Annotated in this window: 15 protein-coding genes; 11 read left to right on the top strand and 4 right to left on the bottom strand. The window is 65.1% G+C overall.

The window, feature by feature from the left end; translation table 11 throughout:
• Nucleotides 1-73: 73 nt before the first annotated feature.
• On the top strand, nucleotides 74-1,561 hold the full coding sequence (locus ACN4JJ_RS02870; RefSeq protein WP_440708393.1) for a hypothetical protein: 1,488 nt from the start codon (nucleotides 74-76) through the stop codon (nucleotides 1,559-1,561).
• A gap of 11 nt (nucleotides 1,562-1,572) precedes the next feature.
• On the opposite strand, the gene ACN4JJ_RS02875 is transcribed toward ACN4JJ_RS02870, so the two are convergent.
• A complete protein-coding gene (locus ACN4JJ_RS02875; protein ID WP_440708394.1) occupies nucleotides 1,573-3,099 on the bottom strand; it encodes a hypothetical protein in 1,527 nt (508 codons plus the stop codon).
• A 142-nt stretch (nucleotides 3,100-3,241) separates the two neighbouring features.
• On the opposite strand from ACN4JJ_RS02875, the gene ACN4JJ_RS02880 reads away from it, so the two are divergent.
• The 4 genes from ACN4JJ_RS02880 to ACN4JJ_RS02895 all read left to right on the top strand — a co-directional run bounded on the left by ACN4JJ_RS02880 (nucleotide 3,242) and on the right by ACN4JJ_RS02895 (nucleotide 7,956).
• The gene (locus ACN4JJ_RS02880; protein ID WP_440708395.1) at nucleotides 3,242-4,618 is read left to right on the top strand and encodes a hypothetical protein; all 1,377 of its coding nucleotides are present in this window, start codon (nucleotides 3,242-3,244) and stop codon (nucleotides 4,616-4,618) included.
• A 112-nt stretch (nucleotides 4,619-4,730) separates the two neighbouring features.
• A complete protein-coding gene (locus tag ACN4JJ_RS02885) occupies nucleotides 4,731-6,071 on the top strand; it encodes a nucleotide sugar dehydrogenase (protein WP_440708396.1) in 1,341 nt (446 codons plus the stop codon).
• Nucleotides 6,065-7,063 (top strand): glycosyltransferase family protein, encoded by a 999-nt coding sequence (locus ACN4JJ_RS02890; protein WP_440708397.1) that lies wholly within the window; start codon nucleotides 6,065-6,067, stop codon nucleotides 7,061-7,063. The genes ACN4JJ_RS02885 and ACN4JJ_RS02890 overlap by 7 nt, the downstream gene beginning before the upstream one ends.
• Nucleotides 7,045-7,956: a glycosyltransferase family 2 protein gene (locus tag ACN4JJ_RS02895; protein ID WP_440708398.1), complete on the top strand. Its 912-nt coding sequence runs from the start codon at nucleotides 7,045-7,047 to the stop codon at nucleotides 7,954-7,956. Before ACN4JJ_RS02890 ends, ACN4JJ_RS02895 begins: the two co-directional genes overlap by 19 nt.
• 12 nt (nucleotides 7,957-7,968) lie before the next feature.
• Here the strand turns inward: ACN4JJ_RS02895 and ACN4JJ_RS02900 are convergent, their stop codons facing one another.
• Entirely contained in the window at nucleotides 7,969-9,963 is a 1,995-nt protein-coding gene (locus ACN4JJ_RS02900; protein ID WP_440708399.1) for a hypothetical protein, read from the bottom strand.
• A gap of 98 nt (nucleotides 9,964-10,061) precedes the next feature.
• Nucleotides 10,062-11,507 (bottom strand): phytoene desaturase family protein, encoded by a 1,446-nt coding sequence (locus ACN4JJ_RS02905; RefSeq protein WP_440708400.1) that lies wholly within the window; start codon nucleotides 11,505-11,507, stop codon nucleotides 10,062-10,064.
• A gap of 92 nt (nucleotides 11,508-11,599) precedes the next feature.
• Here ACN4JJ_RS02905 and ACN4JJ_RS02910 point away from each other — a divergent pair, with 92 nt between their 5' ends.
• Nucleotides 11,600-11,722: a hypothetical protein gene (locus ACN4JJ_RS02910; protein WP_440708401.1), complete on the top strand. Its 123-nt coding sequence runs from the start codon at nucleotides 11,600-11,602 to the stop codon at nucleotides 11,720-11,722.
• A 50-nt stretch (nucleotides 11,723-11,772) separates the two neighbouring features.
• Nucleotides 11,773-12,315, top strand: coding sequence for a YdcF family protein (locus ACN4JJ_RS02915; RefSeq protein ID WP_440708402.1), 543 nt, complete (start codon nucleotides 11,773-11,775; stop codon nucleotides 12,313-12,315).
• Between the two features lie 22 nt (nucleotides 12,316-12,337).
• Here ACN4JJ_RS02915 and ACN4JJ_RS02920 read toward each other — a convergent pair whose 3' ends face one another.
• Nucleotides 12,338-13,255, bottom strand: a complete 918-nt coding sequence (locus tag ACN4JJ_RS02920) for a glycosyltransferase (protein WP_440708403.1) — start codon at nucleotides 13,253-13,255, stop codon at nucleotides 12,338-12,340.
• A gap of 179 nt (nucleotides 13,256-13,434) precedes the next feature.
• On the opposite strand from ACN4JJ_RS02920, the gene ACN4JJ_RS02925 reads away from it, so the two are divergent.
• From ACN4JJ_RS02925 to ACN4JJ_RS02940, 4 genes are all read left to right on the top strand, one after another.
• Nucleotides 13,435-14,751, top strand: coding sequence for a UDP-glucose dehydrogenase family protein (locus ACN4JJ_RS02925; protein ID WP_440708404.1), 1,317 nt, complete (start codon nucleotides 13,435-13,437; stop codon nucleotides 14,749-14,751).
• 65 nt (nucleotides 14,752-14,816) lie between these two features.
• Nucleotides 14,817-16,292 (top strand): malate:quinone oxidoreductase, encoded by a 1,476-nt coding sequence (locus ACN4JJ_RS02930; protein ID WP_440708405.1) that lies wholly within the window; start codon nucleotides 14,817-14,819, stop codon nucleotides 16,290-16,292.
• A 51-nt stretch (nucleotides 16,293-16,343) separates the two neighbouring features.
• Nucleotides 16,344-18,206, top strand: a complete 1,863-nt coding sequence (locus ACN4JJ_RS02935; protein WP_440708406.1) for a DUF4012 domain-containing protein — start codon at nucleotides 16,344-16,346, stop codon at nucleotides 18,204-18,206.
• Between the two features lie 167 nt (nucleotides 18,207-18,373).
• A complete protein-coding gene (locus tag ACN4JJ_RS02940; RefSeq protein ID WP_440708407.1) occupies nucleotides 18,374-20,539 on the top strand; it encodes an acyltransferase family protein in 2,166 nt (721 codons plus the stop codon).
• Nucleotides 20,540-20,555: the final 16 nt, after the last annotated feature.

Raw genomic sequence — 20,555 nt, forward strand, 5'->3', positions numbered from 1 at the left:
AGCCTGCCGCGGTCCCGGATGTGGCGCTGATTCACAGGCTCGGGGCCCCCGGCCGAAACAAATCATGACTTGAATGGTCATGGAAGAGGTTGAGATGAGCGAAGAGCGACGCGATGGAAGCAGGATGTCCCGGCGCGCGTTCAACCTCGTCGCCGTGAGCGGAGCGGTGACTACCGCCGTCGGTTTGCTTGGTGGCGGTCTGTTCACTGCTAACAAAGAGCAATTGCTGGGTCCGTCCATCGTCGAGTCGACGTCGTATCCCGCCCTCAACGCGCTGGCCGGCACCGATCGCGACGCGACGGCAGAATTGACCGCGTTTCTCAAGTCCGCCGGTCCCCGAGCGGTCATTCGGGGGCGGTACGTGGTCGATGATGCTGTCATCGTGCCCTACTCGGTCTCACGGCTGACCTTGGCGGCGGGAAGCGCGATCCAGGTGCGCGGAAGTCATTCCGCACTCCGTCGGGAAGGGGCAATCGTGCTCCGCGAGAAGACCGGCCATGCGATGAAGGAGGGCGCCACATCATTCGAGACGGATGAGCCGGATCTCTATGCTGAAGACGAGTACCTCCTGCTCACCGGTGACAATACGGTAGCCAACTCGAAGGCCAAGTACGGGTACCTACGCCGGGTGACGTCGATCGATGGCTCGACCGTCAACATTGATCGGCCCCTCCCTCGCAAGATCGACAAATCACCGCGCACATCGGCAGTGTCCCTCGCTCCGAAACTCGTCATCGACGGCAGCGGCGAGGTTTTCAGCCTCGATCCCGAGAAGAGCGTCAACTCCCTGGTGACCTTGTTCGCCGTCGAGGCCCCGGAGGTCATCGGTATCGAGGTCCACTCCAACGGTGGCATTGGCGTCACGGCCGCGCACTGCCATGACGGACTCATCGACTGCACCGTGCGCGACCTGCTCGACGACGGCAAACGTTACTTCGGATACGGCGTCAACGTCTCCGGTTCCACCCGCGGGCTCGTGGTGGCGGGTTTCATGACCCGCGTCCGTCACGCGGTGACCACCAACGCCGGCGGAGACATCAAGGGCGTGGGTTATGCGGGGGAGCCCGAGGATTGTCTCTTCCAACCCCGCGCAGTCGACTGTTCCAACAAAGCGGTGGACACCCACCGGCTCGGGTGGGGCATCACCATGATCCCGAACGTCACGGGCGGCGCGGGCGGGGTACAGGTGCGCGCAGACAACGTCACCGTGCGGGGCGGTAGCGTGCGGGACACCCGGGTGTCCGGCATCACCGTGGCCAGCGTCGTCGCAGTGGGCCCAAAACTGGAGGGCGTCGCTATCTCGAATATTACGGATGGCATCGGCATCCGGTGTCGAGGCCCCGCCACGATCACAGACTGCACCATCACCAGTACCTCAGGGGTTGCTGTCGAATTAGCCGACGATTCCGTGATCGACGGATTGCAAATCAGCGATGGCGGTCCTGTGGGCGTCATGGTGCTGGGCAGGGGCAACACTGTGGGGTCCGTGACCGTTGACGGACGCTCAACCGTTCCGGTGGTGCTCGATAAGGGGGCCGCCGACAACGAAGTGAACTCTTAGTCCGGGAGGGTCTAACGGCTCTTAGTGTTGGTCAGGCGGCGGTAGAGCCGACCGCCATCCCGGCGGACACGGAAGAGGGCGTAGTCGATGCGACCCCGCATGCCGGGTCGTCGATCGTATGGTAGCGCCGCCAACTCGGGCCATCCATGGCGGGCGATGTCTCGCGGCATCTGCCCGCCAAGCACGTAATCGACGGGCAGGCGGAGCATGTCCTGGATCGTATGACGCGTGTTCATCGGGATGATGCTGAATCGAAATGGAGCGGCACCGTACAACTGCGTGCTCGCCCAAGCGCCTTGACGTTGCTCGAGGTAGAGCAGATCGAGCATCTGGCGAGTGTCGGCATAGACGGCATCGCGCACCCAGGACTCCACTGCGCCGGCGTTTTCCGCCGTGTGATTCAGTCTGAGGCGCGCGAGCAGATCGTCCGTCGCAGGAATTGTAGCGCCGTCCTCCGGCCGCCAGAAGTAACCGCGACCGACTTCGCCCACGTATCCCGTCACCCAGCCGCGGTCACTGGGAAGGGAAGCGGCAGCGAGGTAGAAATCTCGGGCCTTACCTTCGTTGGCGTCGTAACCTACGGCTTCCAAGTAGATCCTACGATCGTCGTCACTCGGTGTCGGAATCGTGACGAGTCGATGGTTGAGCGAATACTTGCGGCTGACGACCTCGGCGTAGGGCCCGTCCGCCTTGCGAAAATCGTGATAGCGGAATGTGAAGAATTCGCACCGGTCCAGCTGCCCGCGCAGTGAGGACATGATGATGCGGCTGTCCCGCCCGCTGGTCATCGGCACGATGATGGTGCCGTGCTCGAGAAGCGCGTCCATGACGGCCTTGGTGCTGGCGGCGATACGCTCGGTTGCGGATTCCACCTCTGCCCCGGACGTGAATCGCGTCAAGGCCTTGGTCGGCCAGTGGCGCGTCGTGCGCCAATTCGAGGTGTCGAGCCGATGGTTTGGCAGTACGCGCCGGATCCTGGCATCGCTGGTGAGGCCGGACGGGAAGAACTGATTCTTGCCCAGGACCCGCCGAGAATACCTCTCCGGCGTGAAGCTGTCGGAATCGCCCCAATTCAAGATCGATGTCGTGGATGCGATCGATTCGTCCTCGCCTCGGTAGACGACCCCGAGCGAGGCGGACGGATCGACATAGACCTGGAGTGAACCGTTGATCTCGACAAAACAGGCCCACCGGCCCGCACGTCCGTAGAGAGCGTCCTCAAATTCCTCACGGCCGGGTTCCGGCATATCGAGGGCCCCGTCCTCGTAGCTGAATCGACCATCTTCGAGGATCAGCCAGCCCAGGATCCAACCGACTACCGACCCGTGTGCCGTGATCCGAGTCAGCGGCAGGTTCGGGCTCACCGAGATGTTCCAGCCGAGGAGAGAACTCGTTTCGAAGTCGGCGGGATGCGCATGTTCCGCGCGCGCGATCAGGAACTGGTCGTACATGCGTGGGCGGCTCAGGAGGTTCGGAGGCGAGATCTCGCCGAACGTGTCCGACGCAGAGGATCCGGCGGGTGGCTCATCGACGAGCATGGTGGTGCCTCCGGCGCCGCGTGGTAGAGATGTCGCGGAGCCAAACCAAATCTAATGCGCTTTCGACACTCGTCGATAGTGTGAATTCCTATTCGGCCGATTCAGGGCGTGTGGGTCCCGTACACTGGGGCGGGGAGGGCACATGGCCGGCACAAAACTGCGCGACCGCGTTCACGCGAGGGATGTAGTCATTGCAGCTGCGGCCGCGGTCATGGTGCCCGCTTTGACGATCGTCGCCGTGTCTGCCGGATCCGACGGAATCGTATCCATCCTGGCCATCGTTTTCGGACTCGCCTCGGTGCTGGCCGCGATGGCGAACAATCCCGTCCTCATCATCGGGCTGCTGGTGAGCGCATCCGCGTGTCAGCGCGCAGTCGGTGCGCTGACGGGGAGTTCGATCGCGCTCTGGCTCGACGACGCCGTGCTCATCGGAATCGCGCTGTACATCGTACTGAGGCTCGCCAGCCGATTCAAAGGACGATCCAGCGTCGTATTGGTCTTGATCGTATTCGTGGGACTCCTAGTGATCACTCTGGCGCGTTCCGCCAACCTGTCGATCGGCTTCTACCAACTGCGGCAGATCGCGGTGCCGGCGGTGCTGCTCCTGTTCGGCCTGGTGGTTGATCGTGAAAAGCTCAAGCGAGCTGCTCCGGTTGTCATCACCTTCATCGCCATCGGCTGCGCTTACGGACTGCTGGAGCTCGCAGGCGTCCGCCTGATCGACCCGGCGGGGGCGAGCAACCTCAATTCATTCTCCAATTCCAATATCCGGGAGAACGGGCTGCCCGCCGCCTACCGGTACTTCCTCTCTGACGGTACAGTTCTCTCCCGTGTGGGCGGCCTCGTCCTGAATCCACCCTCGTTCGGCATTCTTGCGGCGAGCGGATTCATCTGGTTGCGCTTCTCTTCGCTGAAGCGAGACGCGCTTTTCCTGGTGTTGGCGTTGCTATTCGCAGGCATGACCATCGCATCCCTCGGCCGCGGCGGGATGGTCGTGCTCGCTCTTGCGATCGTGCAGCCCTTCCTGACGAAGTATTCGGGGCGCCTAGCGTTCATCGCGGTAGGCATCGTAATGGCAGTGGTAGCGTACGGAGAGTTCGCGCAGCAAGGCCAGAGTGGACGTCACGCCGACGGATTCGTCTACGGAATCACCTACGCGATATCTCATCCGCTCGGTGGAGGGTTCGGGATCGTCGGAAACTCGGTGAACAAGGCGGGTCTTGACGGAAGTGGAGCGGGCGAGAGTCTCGCGGCCATCTTCCTCACTGGAATGGGCTGGGTCGGTATCATCTTGCTCGTCTGGCTCCTGCTCAAAGGCATCGCTGCCGGTGCGACTATGCCGGGCGTCGCCCTGACCTCGGCCGTACTCGTCAGCATGGTGTCCGAGACCGCCGGGGGTCTGGATGCCTCGGGGCCCCTGTGGATCCTCGGCGGTCTCGCGCTGGCGGAAGGCTCAGCCCGCGGTGCACTCAAGGGCGTCGTGGCGCGCAAGAAAGCTCCGGCCGAGAACTTCGCCTGACGGCGACACACGATGGGTCGCCGCCCGAAACGAGACGTTAACTCTCAGACGGTAGGCTGATCGGGAGCGTTCCGGTTGAGCCGGCGCATCGTCTGCGATGAGGGGATTCGTATTGCACGTAGCAGTCATTGGGTTGGGTTATGTCGGTATCGTCACGGCCGCGTGCCTGGCGGATGCCGGTAACACCGTTGTGGGTATCGACCCCGTCCCAGCAAAGGTGGACGCGGTCAATGCGGGACGCACGCCGATCGTCGAGCCCGGCCTCGACGAGCTCGTGTCCAGCACGCATGCGGCGGGCCGCCTGAGTGCGACCACCGATATCGCAGCGGTCGACGAGGTGGACGTCGCGATCGTGAGCGTCGGTACGCCGTCGGCCGAGACCGGTGCGCTCGACCTCACATATGTGAGGCGCGTGGCGGTGCAGCTCGGGGAACGGCTGGCGGAGCGGAGCAAGCCCCTCACGGTCGTGTTACGCAGCACCGTGCTCCCGGGCACGACCCGAGACGTCGTCATCCCGCTGATCGAAAAGACGTCGGGTCTGACTGAGGGAGCCGACTTCTTCGTGACCTTTACCCCTGAGTTCCTGCGCGAGACAACAGCGATCAACGATTTCCGCAACCCGCCGATCACTGTGGTCGGAGCCGAACACGACCTCTCGGCCGTGCTGCCTTCGGAGCTCTTCTCTTCGATCGACATGCCGGTCCAGGTCGTCAAGACGGGTGTCGCTGAAGGACTGAAATATGCGTCGAACACCTTCCACGCGGTTAAGGTCACGTTCGCGAACGAGATCGCCCGGCTGTGCCAGGCGACCGGGATCGACGGCCGCGAAGTCATGAATCTCTTCGTGCAGGATCGTGATCTCAACATCAGCGCCAGGTACCTGCGTCCGGGTTTCGCCTTCGGCGGCTCCTGCCTACCAAAGGATGTCAAGGCGCTCCAGCACCATGCCACCGCGCTGTCGGAACCGGTGCCGCTCATCCAGAGCCTGAACGATTCGAACGACCGCCACATCAGCCGTGTAGTGGAGACGGTCAAGGCCCTGGGTGCGAAGTCGATCGCGCAGATCGGACTCTCGTTCAAACCCGCGACGGACGACCTGCGCGAGAGCCCCTACGTAAGGGTGGCGGCAGCTCTGCAGGCGGAGGGGATGGCGGTGAAGGCGTATGACCCCGTCGTGGACGTGTCTCGGCTCATGGGCGCCAACGCCGGCTTCGTCGACGCGACCCTGCCAAATCTGCCGGAGCTGTTGACGAATTCGGTGGCGGAATGCATCGAAGGCGCCGATGTCATCCTGCTCGGCACGAATCACAACGACATTACCGAGGAGATCTTGGCCCACTCCGCGATCCCGGTGATCGACCTCTCCGGCACGCTTTCGGGTCGGGTGGAGGCTCTTCTCCGGGACCGGCTCATCCCGGCCGGTGGCCCGGCATATTCCGGGGCAGCATGGTGACCAGCGGCCACTCGGGAGCACCTATCTATCTCAGCTGGGTCGAGTTCAACGGCCGGAGCGCGGGCATGGCCGAGGGGTTGGGCATCGAACCGGTCTACATCCACGGCGGCAAGGGGCTATCGCTTCCTCGCCGGTACTGGCGGCAGTGGCGGATGACCGGCGCCATGCTCCGCGCAAAGAGACCGGGCGCTGTGCTGGTCATGCAGCCCCCCTTCTTCTCATTGTTGCGTGTGTGGCTCTACACTCTGGGCTCCGGCTCGAAGCTGGCCGCGGACATGCACACCGGCGCCTTCGACGATCCGCGTTGGAAATGGGCCACCCCCTGGATCCTCAGAATCGCGCGTCGTCCGCGCAATAGGGTTGTGCTGACCAATGCCCCGCTCGCGGAGCGAGCGCGGAAGGCCGGAGCGACGGTACTCATCTGCCACGGATACCTTCGGCCCTTCATCGCACCGAGCATTCAGCAGTTTGATGATGCCGCGCTGGCTGATGCGAGTGCCGGGGAGTTCGTTCTGGTCCCGCTCGCCTGGGCCTACGACGAGCCGGTCGCCGAGATCATAGCGGCGGCACGGCTGACTCCGGAGATCCGGTGGGTTCTGACGGGAAAAGCCCCGCAGGGCGTTCGTGACACCGCGCCGCCGAACATCACCTTCACCGGGTTCGCCACCCGTGCCGATTACGAGCTGCTGCGCTCCCGAGCGAGCGTCGTCGGAGCCATCACGACGGCCGAAGACACGATGCAACGCTCGGGTTACGAAGCACTCGAAGCGCATACGCCTTTAGTTACGAGCCCCAAGCGTGTGCTCCAGGACTACTTCGGCGAGCATGTGGTCTACGCAGAACCTGTAGCGGCCGGGCTAGCCGATGCCATGCGGCACGCACTCGCCGACGGCGACCGGCTGCGAGCGTCGATGGCAGAGCTGTTCGCCGAGAAGGTCATCGAGCAGGATGAGGCGATGGGAGCGATCAAAGCGTGGATGAACGCCGCCTAACGCCTGACACGAGTTGCGTGATCCCCACACACGGCCGTCCTGAATTCCTGCGTGAAGCATTGGAGTCGGTATTCCGGCAGACCACGCTCCCGGCCGAAATAGTCGTCGTGTCGGATCTCGAAGATGACGCGACGGCGGAGCTCTGCCGGAGCCTTGCGGATGACGTCCCAATACCGGTTCTCTACGTCGTGAACGCCGGGGGCTCGGGTGCGTCGAGCTCGCGCAACCTCGGAGCCGCCCGGGCCACCGGTGACGTGCTGGCATTCCTGGACGACGACGACAAGTGGGAGCCGGGCTACCTGGCCGCAGCGTCTGCGATCTTGGAGTCCTCGGCGGCGGACGGCGTGGCGACGTGGATACAGATGTTCCGGGGTGAAGAGGTCGCACCGGGCCTCCGGATCGCTCCAGGACTACCAGCCGCAGCCACCGCGTCGGAGAACCCGGGCGTGACCGGTTCGAACTTTCTGGTGCGCCGGCGCGCCTTCGACCAGATCGGCGGCTTCGATGTGGAGTTGCCGGTGAAGAACGACGGTGATTTCTTCTTCCGGTTCCTGTTGGCGGGTCTGAGCTACGCGGTCAATCCGGAATCCCTCGTCCTTCAGCGCAAGCATGCCGGAGGGCAGCTGACCGGTCGCACGGCTTTTCGCGCGGCAGGGCTCGAGAAATATCTGCAGAAGCATCGTGCGAATCTCACGCTCGGCGACCGGAGATTCATCCGTCTGTCAGCCGCGCGCATCCGCTACCACGCTGCGACTACGAAGCGGGAGAAAGTCAAACAGATGCTGCTGGGGGCCTTCAACTCCTCACCCCGCACGCTGCGTTCCAGCCTGGAAGGTCGATCAACCAAGGACTTCTGGATAGTCGCAGGCTTCGACGGGGCTCCTCGAAACTGAGCCTGGTTCTTCTCAGGCCGTGATCGTCACCCCCGGCGTCGTGAACGTGCCGGTGGTGAATCCGGTGCGGGTGGCTGTGACCATCACCGAGATGCTCTTCCCCTTGTCGCTGTTCTTCGGTTTATAGGTGGACCCCGTGCTGCCGTTCTCCACTCCGTCGGCGAACCATTTGCAGCTGGTGTTCTGCGCAGCTGGGTCCCAGGTTCCCCGAGTCACCGTCAGGGTCTGACCCGGAACCGGATTGCCGGTGAGAACGGGAACGTCGGTCGGTGCGAGCGTCCGGCCCGCCGCTATCGGTGGGGTGGGCGCGCTCGCCGCGGAGCCGTCTGCGTATCCCGCACGCTTGGCAGTGACGAGGACCGTCAGTTGCTGACCCGCATCGCCGCTCACCACGTCGTACGTGCGGTACGTCCGGTTGGTGGCGTTCGAGAGCGGGGTGCCATTGCGCATCCAGGTGAACGACATCGTCAGTGGCGCGACGTTCCAGGTACCGTCGTCGAGCTTGAGTTGCTCGCCGACGATGAAATTGCCTGAGATGGTGGGGGCGACGCTGGCGACCGGTGCGGGCATGAGGTCCGTGGGGGTGCTCGAGGGCGTGAAGACGTTGTTGGTGGCACCGGTATCTTCTGTGTAGGGCGTCGTGATGTTTGAGCCCAACTTCAGGCCGGTGACCGAATTGTTGCTTCCCCGAAAGCGGACTCCCGTGGTGCCGCCGGCACCGAGTGAACCTCCGGTGATCGTGGAGTTGGATGAGAGAACGATTTGCGTGCCGTACGAATCCCAGACCTGCAGGTCGTTCGCCACGACCGGGGCATCGGCCAGCAGCGCGGTGCCGGAGGGCTTGAGATAGCTGATCACGGTGCCTGTGATGACTGGCGCAACCGTGACCGCGGGATTGATCGAGATTCCCGGCCCCGTGCAGCCCACGATGGTACCCCCGACGATCTTGGTGTTGTCCGCGCGCACTTGCACTCCGCCGCGGCTGCCCGTGATGTGGGGGATGATCGTGGTATTCCAGCCCAGGCGGTGCGTGTCGACCGATTTGTCGCTGCAGTCGAGCGTCACCGGCTCGAAGGTGCAGTCCTCGGGTTCCCCCGCGGACCCCATGACGCTGATGAAGGGACCAGCGTTCGTCGTGACGGCGTGCCTGACCCGGCTGATCGTCCCGCGCACAGCTAGTCCCCGTGTCGACCCGGTCACGTTGACGCCGTAGCCGAATTTGCCGTTCGCCTCATCGTCCAGAAGGTCGTGGATGGTGCAGTCGATGACGCCACCCTTGCAGTGCGCCACTACCACGCCGGTGGCACCGTTGTCATGCAGGTCGAGCCCGATGACCTGGGGCTCCAGCACGGCCATCAGCCGGATCAAGGAGGAGGTGCTGGACGCTGGATCGGTGTGGAAGATCTGCCCGCCACCGAAGATCTTGAGAGAAGGGGCAAGCGAGACGATCGCCGTGCGCGGCTTGACCTGAACCGTGCGGGGCAGGGCTTTGTCAAGTTGGACGGTCGACCCGGACACGGTCGTGATGCGACGGAGGTAACCGTAGCGCTCCGAGCCGCCTGCGAGGGTGTCGTCACCGGCGAGCAGAAGGTATTCGTTGGCCTTGTACTTGTCAGGCTTCACCACCGTGATAGCGGTCTTGCCCTTCGTCATCGCGGTCGTCAGCTGCTCGCGGTAGACGATCGTGCCCACGCGGGACAAGGCGGAATGATCGCCACGGATCTTCAGAGAGGAGCCACTGGTCAATTCGAGCTTGGTGACGGCGGCAGGTACTTCGACTTCCGAGTCGAGGAAGTAATCACCGGTCAGCGCGACCGAGCCCGCCCGCCCCTGGAGGTAGGCGCGGATTGCGGCTGACGCATCCACCGCCGTGCCGGAGAGAGCGGCCAAGCCCGGCGTCTGCGGGCCGGCGGCAAAGGCAGCCGTCGGTCTGCTCAGACCCACTGACGTCAGCAGTCCGGCACCCGATGCTGCCAGAAAAATGCGTCGCGAAATTGTTCCGTGCATAGCGAGACCCCCAAAGTCTCTACGGGATCCCAAAATCCCGGTGAGGCACCCAACGGCCTCACTGTCACGATACAACCTCCCGGAGGAGCGTGGGGACTCTAACCGGAGATGGCCAGGTGCGGGGCATCCATCCCGAAGACGTCTTTAAGCGCGGTCCGCGCCGCGTAATAGCCGCACAGACCATGCACTCCTGTGGCGGGAGGCGTCGAAGACGAGGCCAGGTAGATCCCAGCGCCGGGAGTGCGCCACGGGTGTGTCGACAGCACCGGCCTCGCAGCCATCTGCGCCAGCGAGAGAGCGCCCGCCGAGATGTCACCTCCGACGAAGTTCGGATCATAGAGGGCCAGCTGTTCGGCCGACATCGCTGCAGAGGCTTCGATGGTGTCGCGGAAGCCGGGGGCAGAGGCCTCGATCGCCGCAGTGATCAGCTCAGTAGGGTCGAGGACCGACCCGCGCGGGACATGCGTATAGGCCCAAAGGACATGCTTGCCTTCCGGCGCACGAGTGGGATCGAGCACCGAGGGCTGGGAGACGAGCACATACGGCTCATCGGGAATGTGACCGTTAGCCACCTGCTCCTCGGAGCGCGCGATGGAGGTGCGGGTGCCGCCCAGGTGCAGGGTTCCCGTCTGCCGGGCTTCCGCGTTCGCCCACGGCACAGGGCCGGACAAGGCGTAGTCGACTTTGGCTATGCCGTCGCCGAACCGAAAACGGCGCAGCTTCGCGACGTAGGCATCGGGCAGCTCGGATCCGGCTAGGTCGGCGAGCGAACGGGCGGACACATCCAGCAGCACGGCCCGACACCTGGGGAGGTCACGGATGTCGATGATCTTGGTTCCAGTGGTGACCACGCCGCCGTGTGCGACGAAGTCGTCGTGGAGCGCCCCGATGATCGACTGGCTGCCTCCGACCGGGACGGGCCACCCCTGGGCGTGGGCATGGGCGGCCAACACGAGTCCGGCCCCGGAGGAGGCGAGGGTGGGCATGCGCCCGATCGAATGGGCGCTGACCCCAGAGATCATCGCGGCTGCCGTCTCCTCGCGGAATCGGAGATTCCAGAGAGGTGAACCCTGCTCGAGGGTGCGCAGCCCGAAGAGGAGGGCCGCAATCGGGTCCCTCGGCATCCGGATTAGCTGGTTCCCGGTGAAGTCGGTCACACCGCGGATCCGGTCGACGATGGGACCGAACAGCCGCATCCATGCCACTCCGTCCCGTCCGAGTCCGGCCGCCGTCCGCTCCAGATCGCGGAACGCTACGCCGGCAGTACCGTTGGCCAGGGGATGCACGTAGGAGATCTCCGGCACCACGAATTCGATACGACGATCGAGCTGGAAGGCGCGGAAGAACGGCGAGGCGAGGCCCATCGGATGAACCGCAGAACCCACGTCATGCCGGAAACCCGGCAATGTCAGTTCCATCGTGCGGGCGCCCCCGCCCAGAGTGCGTTCCTGCTCGAACAATTCAACGGACAAGCCAGCACGAGCCATGGTCACGGCGGCGGCCAGACCGTTGGGGCCGCCGCCGACAATACAGACATCGGGCATGCCACTCAGTATGACATCGTCACTATGGAGACGGTTTCGACGGATAGTGCCGCCGCCGCGACGCGCGGCTGGAGAACTGATAACTTCGAGCCGTGAGAAAAGACAACTCGGCTGATTTTCCGCCGGACCCGGAAGACCCTGCTGTTGAGGAACTGATCCTCGAGGAGGAGCTGTTCGCAGAGGAGGGCTTGGACGGCGCCGTCGACGGAGGATGACGACGCAAGGTCGTGCGACCCCACGGCGCCCCCTTTCCGCGCGTCGACTCGTGGTCGCGGCTGTCACGGCGGTGGTAGTCCTTGCCGCGGCGATCGGCGCTGCCCGGATCATCGTATTTCCCGACCTGGACGATCCCGTGCGTGCGGATGCGGTGCTCGTGCTCGGGCCGCCGACCGTGCAGCGCCTGGTCAAGGCGCAGTCGCTTGTCGATGACGGGCTCGCCGACGAGATCATCATCTCCGTGCCGACCGGGTTCAAGGACGATGACAAGCACACCCGGGTGCGTGATCTATGCCTGCACCGCACCGAGTACGAGGTCACCTGCTTCACGCCCGATCCGTTCACTACACAGGGGGAAGCCCGCCTGACGGCGGGCCTGTTGCGGGACCACTCTTGGGACTCGGTGATTGTCGTCACGTCCGTCACGCACGTGAGTCGGGCACGGCTACTTTTCGACCGATGCGTGGAGCCGAGCGAGCACCTCGTCCAATTCGTTTCGGACGAGCGCGCTTACGACCTTCGTCGTTGGATCGACGAACTCGTCTACCAGTCTGCGGCCTGGGTCAAAGCGCTCGCGACGCCAGGGTGTTGAGACCTGACGGGTCAGCTCGCTGTCAGAGCACCCGGGTCGCCGCGGCCCGCACGAGCGTGTCGGCGGAGATCTCGTCCACCTCGGCCGAGACGGCCAGCCCGCGGCGCGAGACCTCGCGGGTGATCTGCAGCTGGTGGTCGTCGACGTGCTCGCGGTGGCTCTTGCGGCGCGGCACCACGAGGGTGGGCCGGCGCAGGTCGAGCAGGCCCATGATCGTGCCGACACCGGCGTGGGTGACGACGAGGTCGCTGGTCTCGGCGGCCTCGGTGAAGGCGGCCGACGACATCTCGGTGTTCACGACGCCCGGCAGGTCGTCTCGCGGGGTCGAGCCCAGCTGCCAGACGAACTCGGTGCCCTCGGGAGCGACCTCGACGAGCCTGTCGACGAGGCGGTCGAAGCGGTAGGGGTGGATCGTGCCCAGGGTCACGAAGACCTTGCGCGGCGGCTCGGCCGGCGCCCACGACTCGTCACGCTCGTAGGTGTCGAGCACCGAGAACTCCTGCGTCCACCGCGCGGCGTCGTACCCCGGATGCTGGGCGTAGCGCTCGATCCGCGGCACCCGCTGCAGGATGCGGCCGGTCAGCGACGGACCGTCGAAGCGCGAGACGCTCTCGATGTACACGGTGCGCAGCCCGGCGTGCTGGGCCGGCAGGTGCGAGGCCAGCGCGATCGCCGCCCCGGTGCTCACCACGGCGTCGAACGACTCCTCGGCGAGCAGGGCACGGAACATCCGCATCCCCCTCAGCACCCCCAGGTAGTCGCGGGGCGAGATGTACGGGATGAACCGGTGCCGCGCGTCTTTCAGCAGCGACGTGCTCTGCGGCTTCTCGAAGGTGACCCAGAGGGAGTCCTCGGCCGGTTGCATCCGCTCCGACAGCCGGTGCAGCTGCGAGAGGTGGCCGCCGGTGGATGCGACGAGCAGCAGCTTCTTACCGCGCATGCTCTCCAAAGCCTGGGACAAATCTTCTCCTCGTCTGGGACCTCGTGTGGTGCTCGGGCGGGAATCTCGGCTCCGGTCCATTCTGGCGCAGATTAACCGGTGCCCCCGACACCTGCTATGAATGGTTCAGGCAGCACAGCGCGGTGGTTGGTAGACATCCTTGGGGTTGGAGTATTTCTATGAAGATTTCCGTTGTCGGCTGCGGATACCTCGGAGCCGTGCACGCGGCGGCCATGGCGGAGCTCGGTCACGACGTGATCGGCATCGACGTCGACGAGCGCAAGATCACCGCGCTCGCCGAGGGCAAGGCGCCGTTCTTCGAGCCCGGCCTGCCGGAGATCCTCACCTCTGCCAGCGCCTCAGGCCGCCTGGCCTTCTCCACCGACATGGCGGCCGTGAAGGATGCCACGGTGCACTTCATCGCCGTCGGCACCCCCCAGAAGCCCGGCTCGTACAGCGCCGACATGACCTACGTCGACGCGGCGCTGGAAGGCCTTCTTCCCTATCTCAAGGACGGCGACCTCGTGGTCGGCAAGTCCACGGTGCCGGTCGGCACCGCGGCTCGCCTCGCCGAGCGCGTGGCCGAGGTCGCTCCGGGGGCGGCGCTGGCCTGGAACCCCGAGTTCCTGCGCGAGGGCTTCGCGGTGAAAGACACCATCTCGCCCGACCGCCTCGTCTACGGCGTCTCCGACGACCCGGCCGTGGCCGAGTCCTCCAAGGCCGCCCTCGACGAGGTCTACGCGAAGGCGCTGAGCGAGAACACCCCGCTGGTCGTCACCGGCTACGCCACCGCCGAGCTGGTGAAGGTCTCGGCGAACGCCTTCCTCGCCACCAAGATCTCGTTCATCAACGCCATCGCCGAGATCGCCGAGGTCACCGGCGCGAACGTCACCGAGCTGGCGGATGCGATCGGCTTCGACGCGCGGATCGGCCGCCGGTTCCTCAACGCCGGCATCGGCTTCGGCGGCGGCTGCCTGCCCAAGGACATCCGGGCGTTCGGGGCGCGCGCCGAAGAACTCGGCCGCGGCGAGTCGCTCGCCTTCCTCAAAGAGGTCGACGCCATCAACCTCCGCCGCCGTCAGCGCGTGGTCGACCTCGTGGTCGAGATGCTCGGCGGCCAGGCGTTCGACAAGAAGGTGGCCGTGCTCGGTCTCGCCTTCAAGCCCGACTCGGACGACATCCGCGATTCGCCGTCGCTCGACGTGGCCGTGCAGCTCAACGGGCTCGGCGCGCTGGTGAGCGCCACCGACCCCGAGGCGATCGCCAACGCGAAGGCGAAGCACCCGCAGCTGCACTTCGTGGCCGACGCCAGCGAAGCCGTGAAGGACGCCGAGATCGTACTGCTGCTCACCGAATGGTCCGAGTACCGCGCCCTCGTGCCCGCCGATCTGGACGGTCTGGTGGTCGGCAAGAAGATCATTGACGGCCGCAACGTGCTCGACCCCACGGTGTGGCGCGAGGCCGGCTGGGAGTACCGCGGCATGGGCCGTCCGTAAAGAACGGCGATTCTTCTCGGGGGCGACTGTCGTCGGCTTGTATACAAGCGGCGTAAGATCGAGGTGTGAGCACAAAGAACGTGGATGTCGTCCTGATCGGAGGGGGCATCATGAGTGCAACCCTCGGAACGATGATCAAGCAGCTTCAGCCTGACTGGTCGATCCTGATCTTCGAGCAGCTGAGCGATGTCGCCCTGGAGAGCTCGAACCCCTGGAACAACGCCGGCACCGGTCACGCGGCGCTCGCCGAGCTCAACTACATGCCCGAAGCGGCTGACGGCTCGCTGGAGAGCTCGCGCGCCGTGAACATCAACGAGCAGTTCCAGGTGAGCCGGCAGTTCTGGGCATCGCTGGTGAAGCAGGGCGTGCTCCCCGAGCCCACCAGCTTCATCAACCCCACCCCGCACATGACCTTCGTGCGTGGCGAGGACAACGTCGACTACCTGCGCCGCCGCTACGAGCTGCTGCGCAGCGAGCCGCTGTTCGAGGGCATCGAGTTCAGCGACGATCCGCGCGTCATCTACGGCTGGGCGCCGCTGCTCATGCGCGATCGGCAGAAGGACGAGAAGATCGCCGCGACCCGGATCGACTCCGGCACCGACGTCGACTTCGGTTCCCTCACGCACCTGCTGTTCGACTCGCTGGTCGACAAAGGCGCCGAGCTGAAGCTCGAGACCGAGGTCAAGAAGCTGTCGAAGCAGAAGGACGGCAGCTGGAAGATCACCGTCCGCGAAAAGGTCGGCAACACCCCGTACACGGTGTCGGCCAAGTTCGTGTTCGTGGGCGCCGGCGGCCACGCACTGCCGCTCCTGCAGAAGTCGGGCATCCCCGAGATCAAGGGCTTCGGCGGATTCCCGATCAGCGGGCAGTTCTTCCGCACCGACAACCCGGCCGTCGTGGCCGAGCACCAGGCGAAGGTCTACGGCAAGGCCGCCGTGGGCGCTCCGCCGATGTCGGTGCCGCACCTCGACACGCGCGTCGTCGACGGCCAGTCGTCGCTGCTGTTCGGCCCGTACGCCGGGTTCAGCCCCAAGTTCTTGAAGCGCGGCTCGTGGCTCGATCTGCCGGCCTCGATCCGGCTGCACAACATCGGGCCGATGCTCGCCGTCGCCCGCGACAACTTCGACCTGATGAAGTACCTGATCGGCGAGCTCCTCGCCAGCCGCAAGAAGAAGCTCGCCGCCCTCCGCGAGTTCATGCCGACGGCCAAAGACGAGGACTGGTACCTCATCACCGCCGGTCAGCGCGTGCAGGTGATGAAGAAGGACGCCAAGAAGGGCGGGGTGCTGCAGTTCGGCACCGAGGTCGTCACGGCGGCCGACGGATCGATCGCGGGCCTGCTCGGGGCCTCGCCCGGCGCATCCACCGCCGTGCCGATCATGATCGACCTCATGAAGCGGTGCTTCCCCGAGCAGTACCCGGCCTGGGAGAAGACGCTCGAGAAGCTGATCCCCTCGCTCGGCACGAAGCTCAACGAGAACAAGAAGGCCAGCGAGAAGACGCTCGAGAGCACGGCCGCCGTGCTCGAGCTCACGCGCTGACACTCGTCATTCGCTCAGCCGGGGCGCTCGGCCTGCCGATACGATAACCGGATGACCGACGACACCCCTACGCGCCGATCTTCGAACACCGCGTCTTCCCGCTCCTCTTCGTCCTCGTCGCGTCGCCGTCGTCGCCGTCAGCCTCGCCGCAAGTGGCCCTGGATCGTGGGCGGCGTCTTCGTGCTGCTGCTCGTCGTGGTCGGGGGAGCCGTCTGGGTGGGCTTCAAGGCCTTCACCGTGCAGAGCGAACTGTCCGCGGCCAAACCCCTGCTCTCGTCCGTGAAGGACAAGGTGCTCGCGGGCAAAGCCTCCACCGCTCAGGATGACGTGCAGGAGCTGCAGGAGCACGCGACCGCGGCTCGGGAAGCGGCATCCGGCCCGGCCTGGTGGCTCGCCGAGCAGGTACCCGGCATGGTGGGGGAGAACCTCGTGGCCGTGCGCACCGTGGTCGACAGCATCTCCGACGTGGTCGACGAGGCCGTCGTGCCGGCCGTGGGCCTCGGCGACACGCTCTCGCCGGCGATCTTCAAGCCCGTCGACGGCACCGTGAACCTGGCGGCCATCGCCGACGTGGTGCCGGTGCTCGACCGCGCGGGCACCGCGCTCACCAGCGCGAACACCGCGGTCTCGGGGATCAAGACCGACTCGCTGATCGGCCCGGTGAAAGACGCGGTCAGCCAGGTCGGCACGCTCGTCGGCGACGTCGAGCCCGCCATCGCCTCGGCCAAGGCGCTCGCGCCGGTTCTCCCGGAACTCTTGGGGGCGAACGGGCCGCGCAACTACCTGCTGGTGTTCGAGAACTCGGCGGAGGTACGCCCGCTCGGCGGCATCGCCGGTGCGCAGATCCTGCTCACGGCCGACCAGGGGCATCTGAGCATCGCGCAGGACTCGTCGGGCCGCGCGTTCGAGCGCGAGTCCGAAGACTTCGCCAACGCCCGCCTGGCGCCCGAACTGCGCCAGCTCTTCCTCGTGCCCTTCGGCGTGCAGAGCCAGAACAACACCCTCACGCCCCGGGTGGAGGTCGCCGCCGACCTCACCCGCTCGATGTGGGGCTCGCAGCGGGGCGTCACGCCCGCCACGGTGCTGTTCATCGACCCGGTGGCCCTGGGCTACATCCTCGATGCGACGGGCCCCATCAAGCTGGCCGACGGTAACAAGCTCACCTCGGCGAACGCGATCGATCTGCTGCTGAACCAGGTGTACCAGACCTACGCCGACGACGCGGATGCGCAGGACGCCTACTTCTCCGCGGCCGCCGGAGCCACCTTCAGCGCCATCATGAGCGGAGACGTCGACCTCGCGAAGTTCGTCGCCGGCGTGCAGAAGGCGGGCGGCGAGCGCCGCATCCTGGCCTCGAGCACGGATACCACGGTGCAGGGCCTCATCACGGATGCGGGACTTGCAGGGAAGATGCCGCAGGAGACCGACACCGCGCACCAGGTCGGCGTCTACTTCAGCGATTACCTCGGCTCGAAGATGGACTACTACCTGCGATCGACCATCGAGGTCGGCCAGGCGCAGTGCGCGGCGGGCAACCGCATCGTGCGCGTGAACATCGCGGCGAGCAACATCCTCGACCCCGCGGCGGTCGAGGGCCTGTCCACGTTCATCACGGGCGCCGGCGGCAACGGCTTCGGCATCCCCTTCGGCGACCTGCGCGTCTTCACCTACATCTACGCGCCCGAGGGTTCGACCGTCGTAAATGTCACCGGATCCACGAACCAGGCGCCCGCAGCCATCGGAATCGACGGCGGGTATCCCGTTGGCCGCGGAGTCATCCAGGTGTCGCCAGGGGAGACCCAGACCGCCACGATCGACATCGACGTCAGCGCTTTGCCCGAGAAGGACATCGAGACGCTCGTGGGCCCGATGCTCGCCCAGCCTGAGGTCGCGCAGCTCGACTTCACCTGCTAAGACCTGCATGGCGTCTTTGATGACCAGAGTGTGACCTCGGCCTGAAATTTGTTAGGCTGACCGCTCCGGCAGGTGTCGGACAATGCGACGAGCGCTCTCTTTGCCGTGCCCCTTCACGGTTTCTCGATTGACGCCGCACGTCGCAGGTATGTACCCGGGGGTCGATGATGACGAATTCGCTCGCACCAGATTCTGTGTCCGCACGGTCACGCGACTCCAAGAAGGCGGTGCCCCCAGCACGCCATCCGATTCGCCGTGACGTGCAAGGCCTGCGGGCGCTGGCGGTCGTGGCGGTGATTCTCAATCACCTGCTGGGCTGGCCCGCCGGCGGCTTCATCGGCGTCGACGTGTTCTTCGTGTTGAGCGGTTATCTCATCACCGGATTGCTGTTGCGCGAGCACGATCGCTCCGGGACTATCTCCTTCACCGGGTTCTATCGCCGCAGGGTGAAGAGGATCCTGCCCGCTGCGGTGCTCGTACTCGCAGCGACCGTGGCTGCGTCCTACTTTCTGACACCCGGCGCACGATTTCTCCGAACAGCGGCAGATTCGTTCTGGGCGCTTCTGTTCTCCGCGAACTGGAACCTTGCCTTGCAGGGCACGGACTATTTCCAGCAAGACCTCCTGCCCAGTCCCGTCCAGCACTACTGGTCGCTCGCTGTGGAGGAGCAGTTCTACTTCGTCTGGCCCTGGCTGATGCTCGGCATCTTGGCGCTGGGGGTACGCCTCTTCGGCTGGACCGCCGGCAGACGGCGAGTGGCCGTGGGCGTTGCGATCGGCATCATCTCGATCGCGTCCTTCGTCTACGCGATCTACCTGACGGGCAGTGATCAGAATTGGGCCTACTTCAGCTCCCTCGATCGGGCTTGGGAACTGGGTGCTGGAGCGCTGGTTGCCGTTTTCGGCGTGTACTTCCGCACGAAGAACATGGCGGTGAGAACCGCGATGAGCTGGCTGGGCTTCAGCACGATCGTGGCCTCGTGCTTCCTAGTCGTCCCGAGCCAGGGATTTCCTGCTCCGTCCGCTGCGCTGCCCATCGTCGCCACGGCACTCATCCTCCTGGCGGGCGAACAGGGGAATCAGCCGTACCTATGGCCCTTGACGAATCCGGCGAGCCGGTATGTAGGAGACATCTCCTACTCGCTCTATCTCTGGCACTTCCCGGTGCTAATCCTCTTGCTTGCCGTCATGCCGGGCGACAACGTGCTCTACTGGGGAGTGGCCGCCGCCCTCATCGTCGGGCTGAGCGTGCTGTCCTACCACTTCGTCGAAGATCCGATCCGCAAGTCGGCTTGGCTCACCCCGGCTGTGCTCTCGAGTCGGCAGAGGCGTCGCAGGAGGCGCCGTCGTCAGCGCTTCCTGCGCAAGACTGCGCCGAAGATTGGTCTGTTCGCCGTCATCGGGGTCGTCGCGCTCGGACTCGTCTACGTCGCCTTTCTCCGGGGTTCAGAGCAGGCGCCGACAACTGAAGTCGCGTCGACCGCCGCTCCAGCCGACGAGGCAACCGGCTCAGTCGATACCGGGCGTAGTTGTGTCGGCGCTGCCGTGCTGGATCCAGCGTCCGGGTGCGCGCAAGTGGACCTCGGCGCGACGATGGATCCGACGCCCGCGGATGCGGTCGATGATGTCATGCTCGTTTCCGGAAAATCCCTGTGCTGGATCAAGACAACGGGTGATCTGAGCTGGTGCAAGTACGGCCTTCGGTCAGCGGACAGCTACAAAGTGGCCATCGTGGGTGACAGTCACGCTCAGAGTTTGCTTCCCGCGTTCTTCGCTGGTGGGGGATCACAGAATTGGCAGATCGACGCCTACGTCGGGGACGGCTGTCTTCTGAGTACTCGTCTGACCGAGAAGTGCGGCGAGATTCAGCCCAAGATCCTGGACAAGGTGGCCGGCGGTGAATACGACCTGGTCATCACTACTGCGGCGCGGACGAAAGGAAACTTCCCTGACGAGTTCGCACAGGCCTTCCAACGTGTCGTCGACGCGGGCAGCGAGATGGTAGTCGTGGCCGACGTGCCTGCGGTCTCGGAGGACGCGCTACTGTGCACACAAAGGCTGGACTTCAATCCGCAGACAAGCACCTGCGCGACGAGCCTCTCCGGGATGCGCGCAGATCCGCTCGTCGCGGCGGCGGCAGCCGTTCCTGCCGTGAAGCTGGTAGATCTGACGAACTTCTTCTGCGTCGGTGACAGTTGCTCCGCAGTGGTCGGCAACGTCCCGGTGTATCGGGATGCCGGTGCGCACATGACCAAGACGTATTCGCAATCGTTGGGGCCCTATCTAGGGGCGGCGATCCGGCAAGCTGAGCCGGAGTCGGCGCCGGCACGATGATGCGGAGCCCGGACAG

The sequence above is a fragment of the Herbiconiux dendrobii genome, assembly GCF_052048175.1.
Classification (GTDB): Bacteria; Actinomycetota; Actinomycetes; order Actinomycetales; family Microbacteriaceae; genus Herbiconiux.

Bases quoted from the DNA above. Each gene is read 5' to 3' on its own strand.
- ACN4JJ_RS02925 (WP_440708404.1), top strand. From the start codon at position 13,435: ATGAAGATTTCCGTTGTCGGCTGCGGATACCTCGGAGCCGTGCACGCG.
- ACN4JJ_RS02935 (WP_440708406.1), top strand. From the start codon at position 16,344: ATGACCGACGACACCCCTACGCGCCGATCTTCGAACACCGCGTCTTCC.
- ACN4JJ_RS02870 (WP_440708393.1), top strand. From the start codon at position 74: ATGGTCATGGAAGAGGTTGAGATGAGCGAAGAGCGACGCGATGGAAGC.
- ACN4JJ_RS02900 (WP_440708399.1), bottom strand. From the start codon at position 9,963: ATGCACGGAACAATTTCGCGACGCATTTTTCTGGCAGCATCGGGTGCC.
- ACN4JJ_RS02905 (WP_440708400.1), bottom strand. From the start codon at position 11,507: ATGCCCGATGTCTGTATTGTCGGCGGCGGCCCCAACGGTCTGGCCGCC.
- ACN4JJ_RS02890 (WP_440708397.1), top strand. From the start codon at position 6,065: ATGGTGACCAGCGGCCACTCGGGAGCACCTATCTATCTCAGCTGGGTC.
- ACN4JJ_RS02880 (WP_440708395.1), top strand. From the start codon at position 3,242: ATGGCCGGCACAAAACTGCGCGACCGCGTTCACGCGAGGGATGTAGTC.
- ACN4JJ_RS02940 (WP_440708407.1), top strand. From the start codon at position 18,374: ATGACGAATTCGCTCGCACCAGATTCTGTGTCCGCACGGTCACGCGAC.
- ACN4JJ_RS02920 (WP_440708403.1), bottom strand. From the start codon at position 13,255: ATGCGCGGTAAGAAGCTGCTGCTCGTCGCATCCACCGGCGGCCACCTC.
- ACN4JJ_RS02875 (WP_440708394.1), bottom strand. From the start codon at position 3,099: ATGCTCGTCGATGAGCCACCCGCCGGATCCTCTGCGTCGGACACGTTC.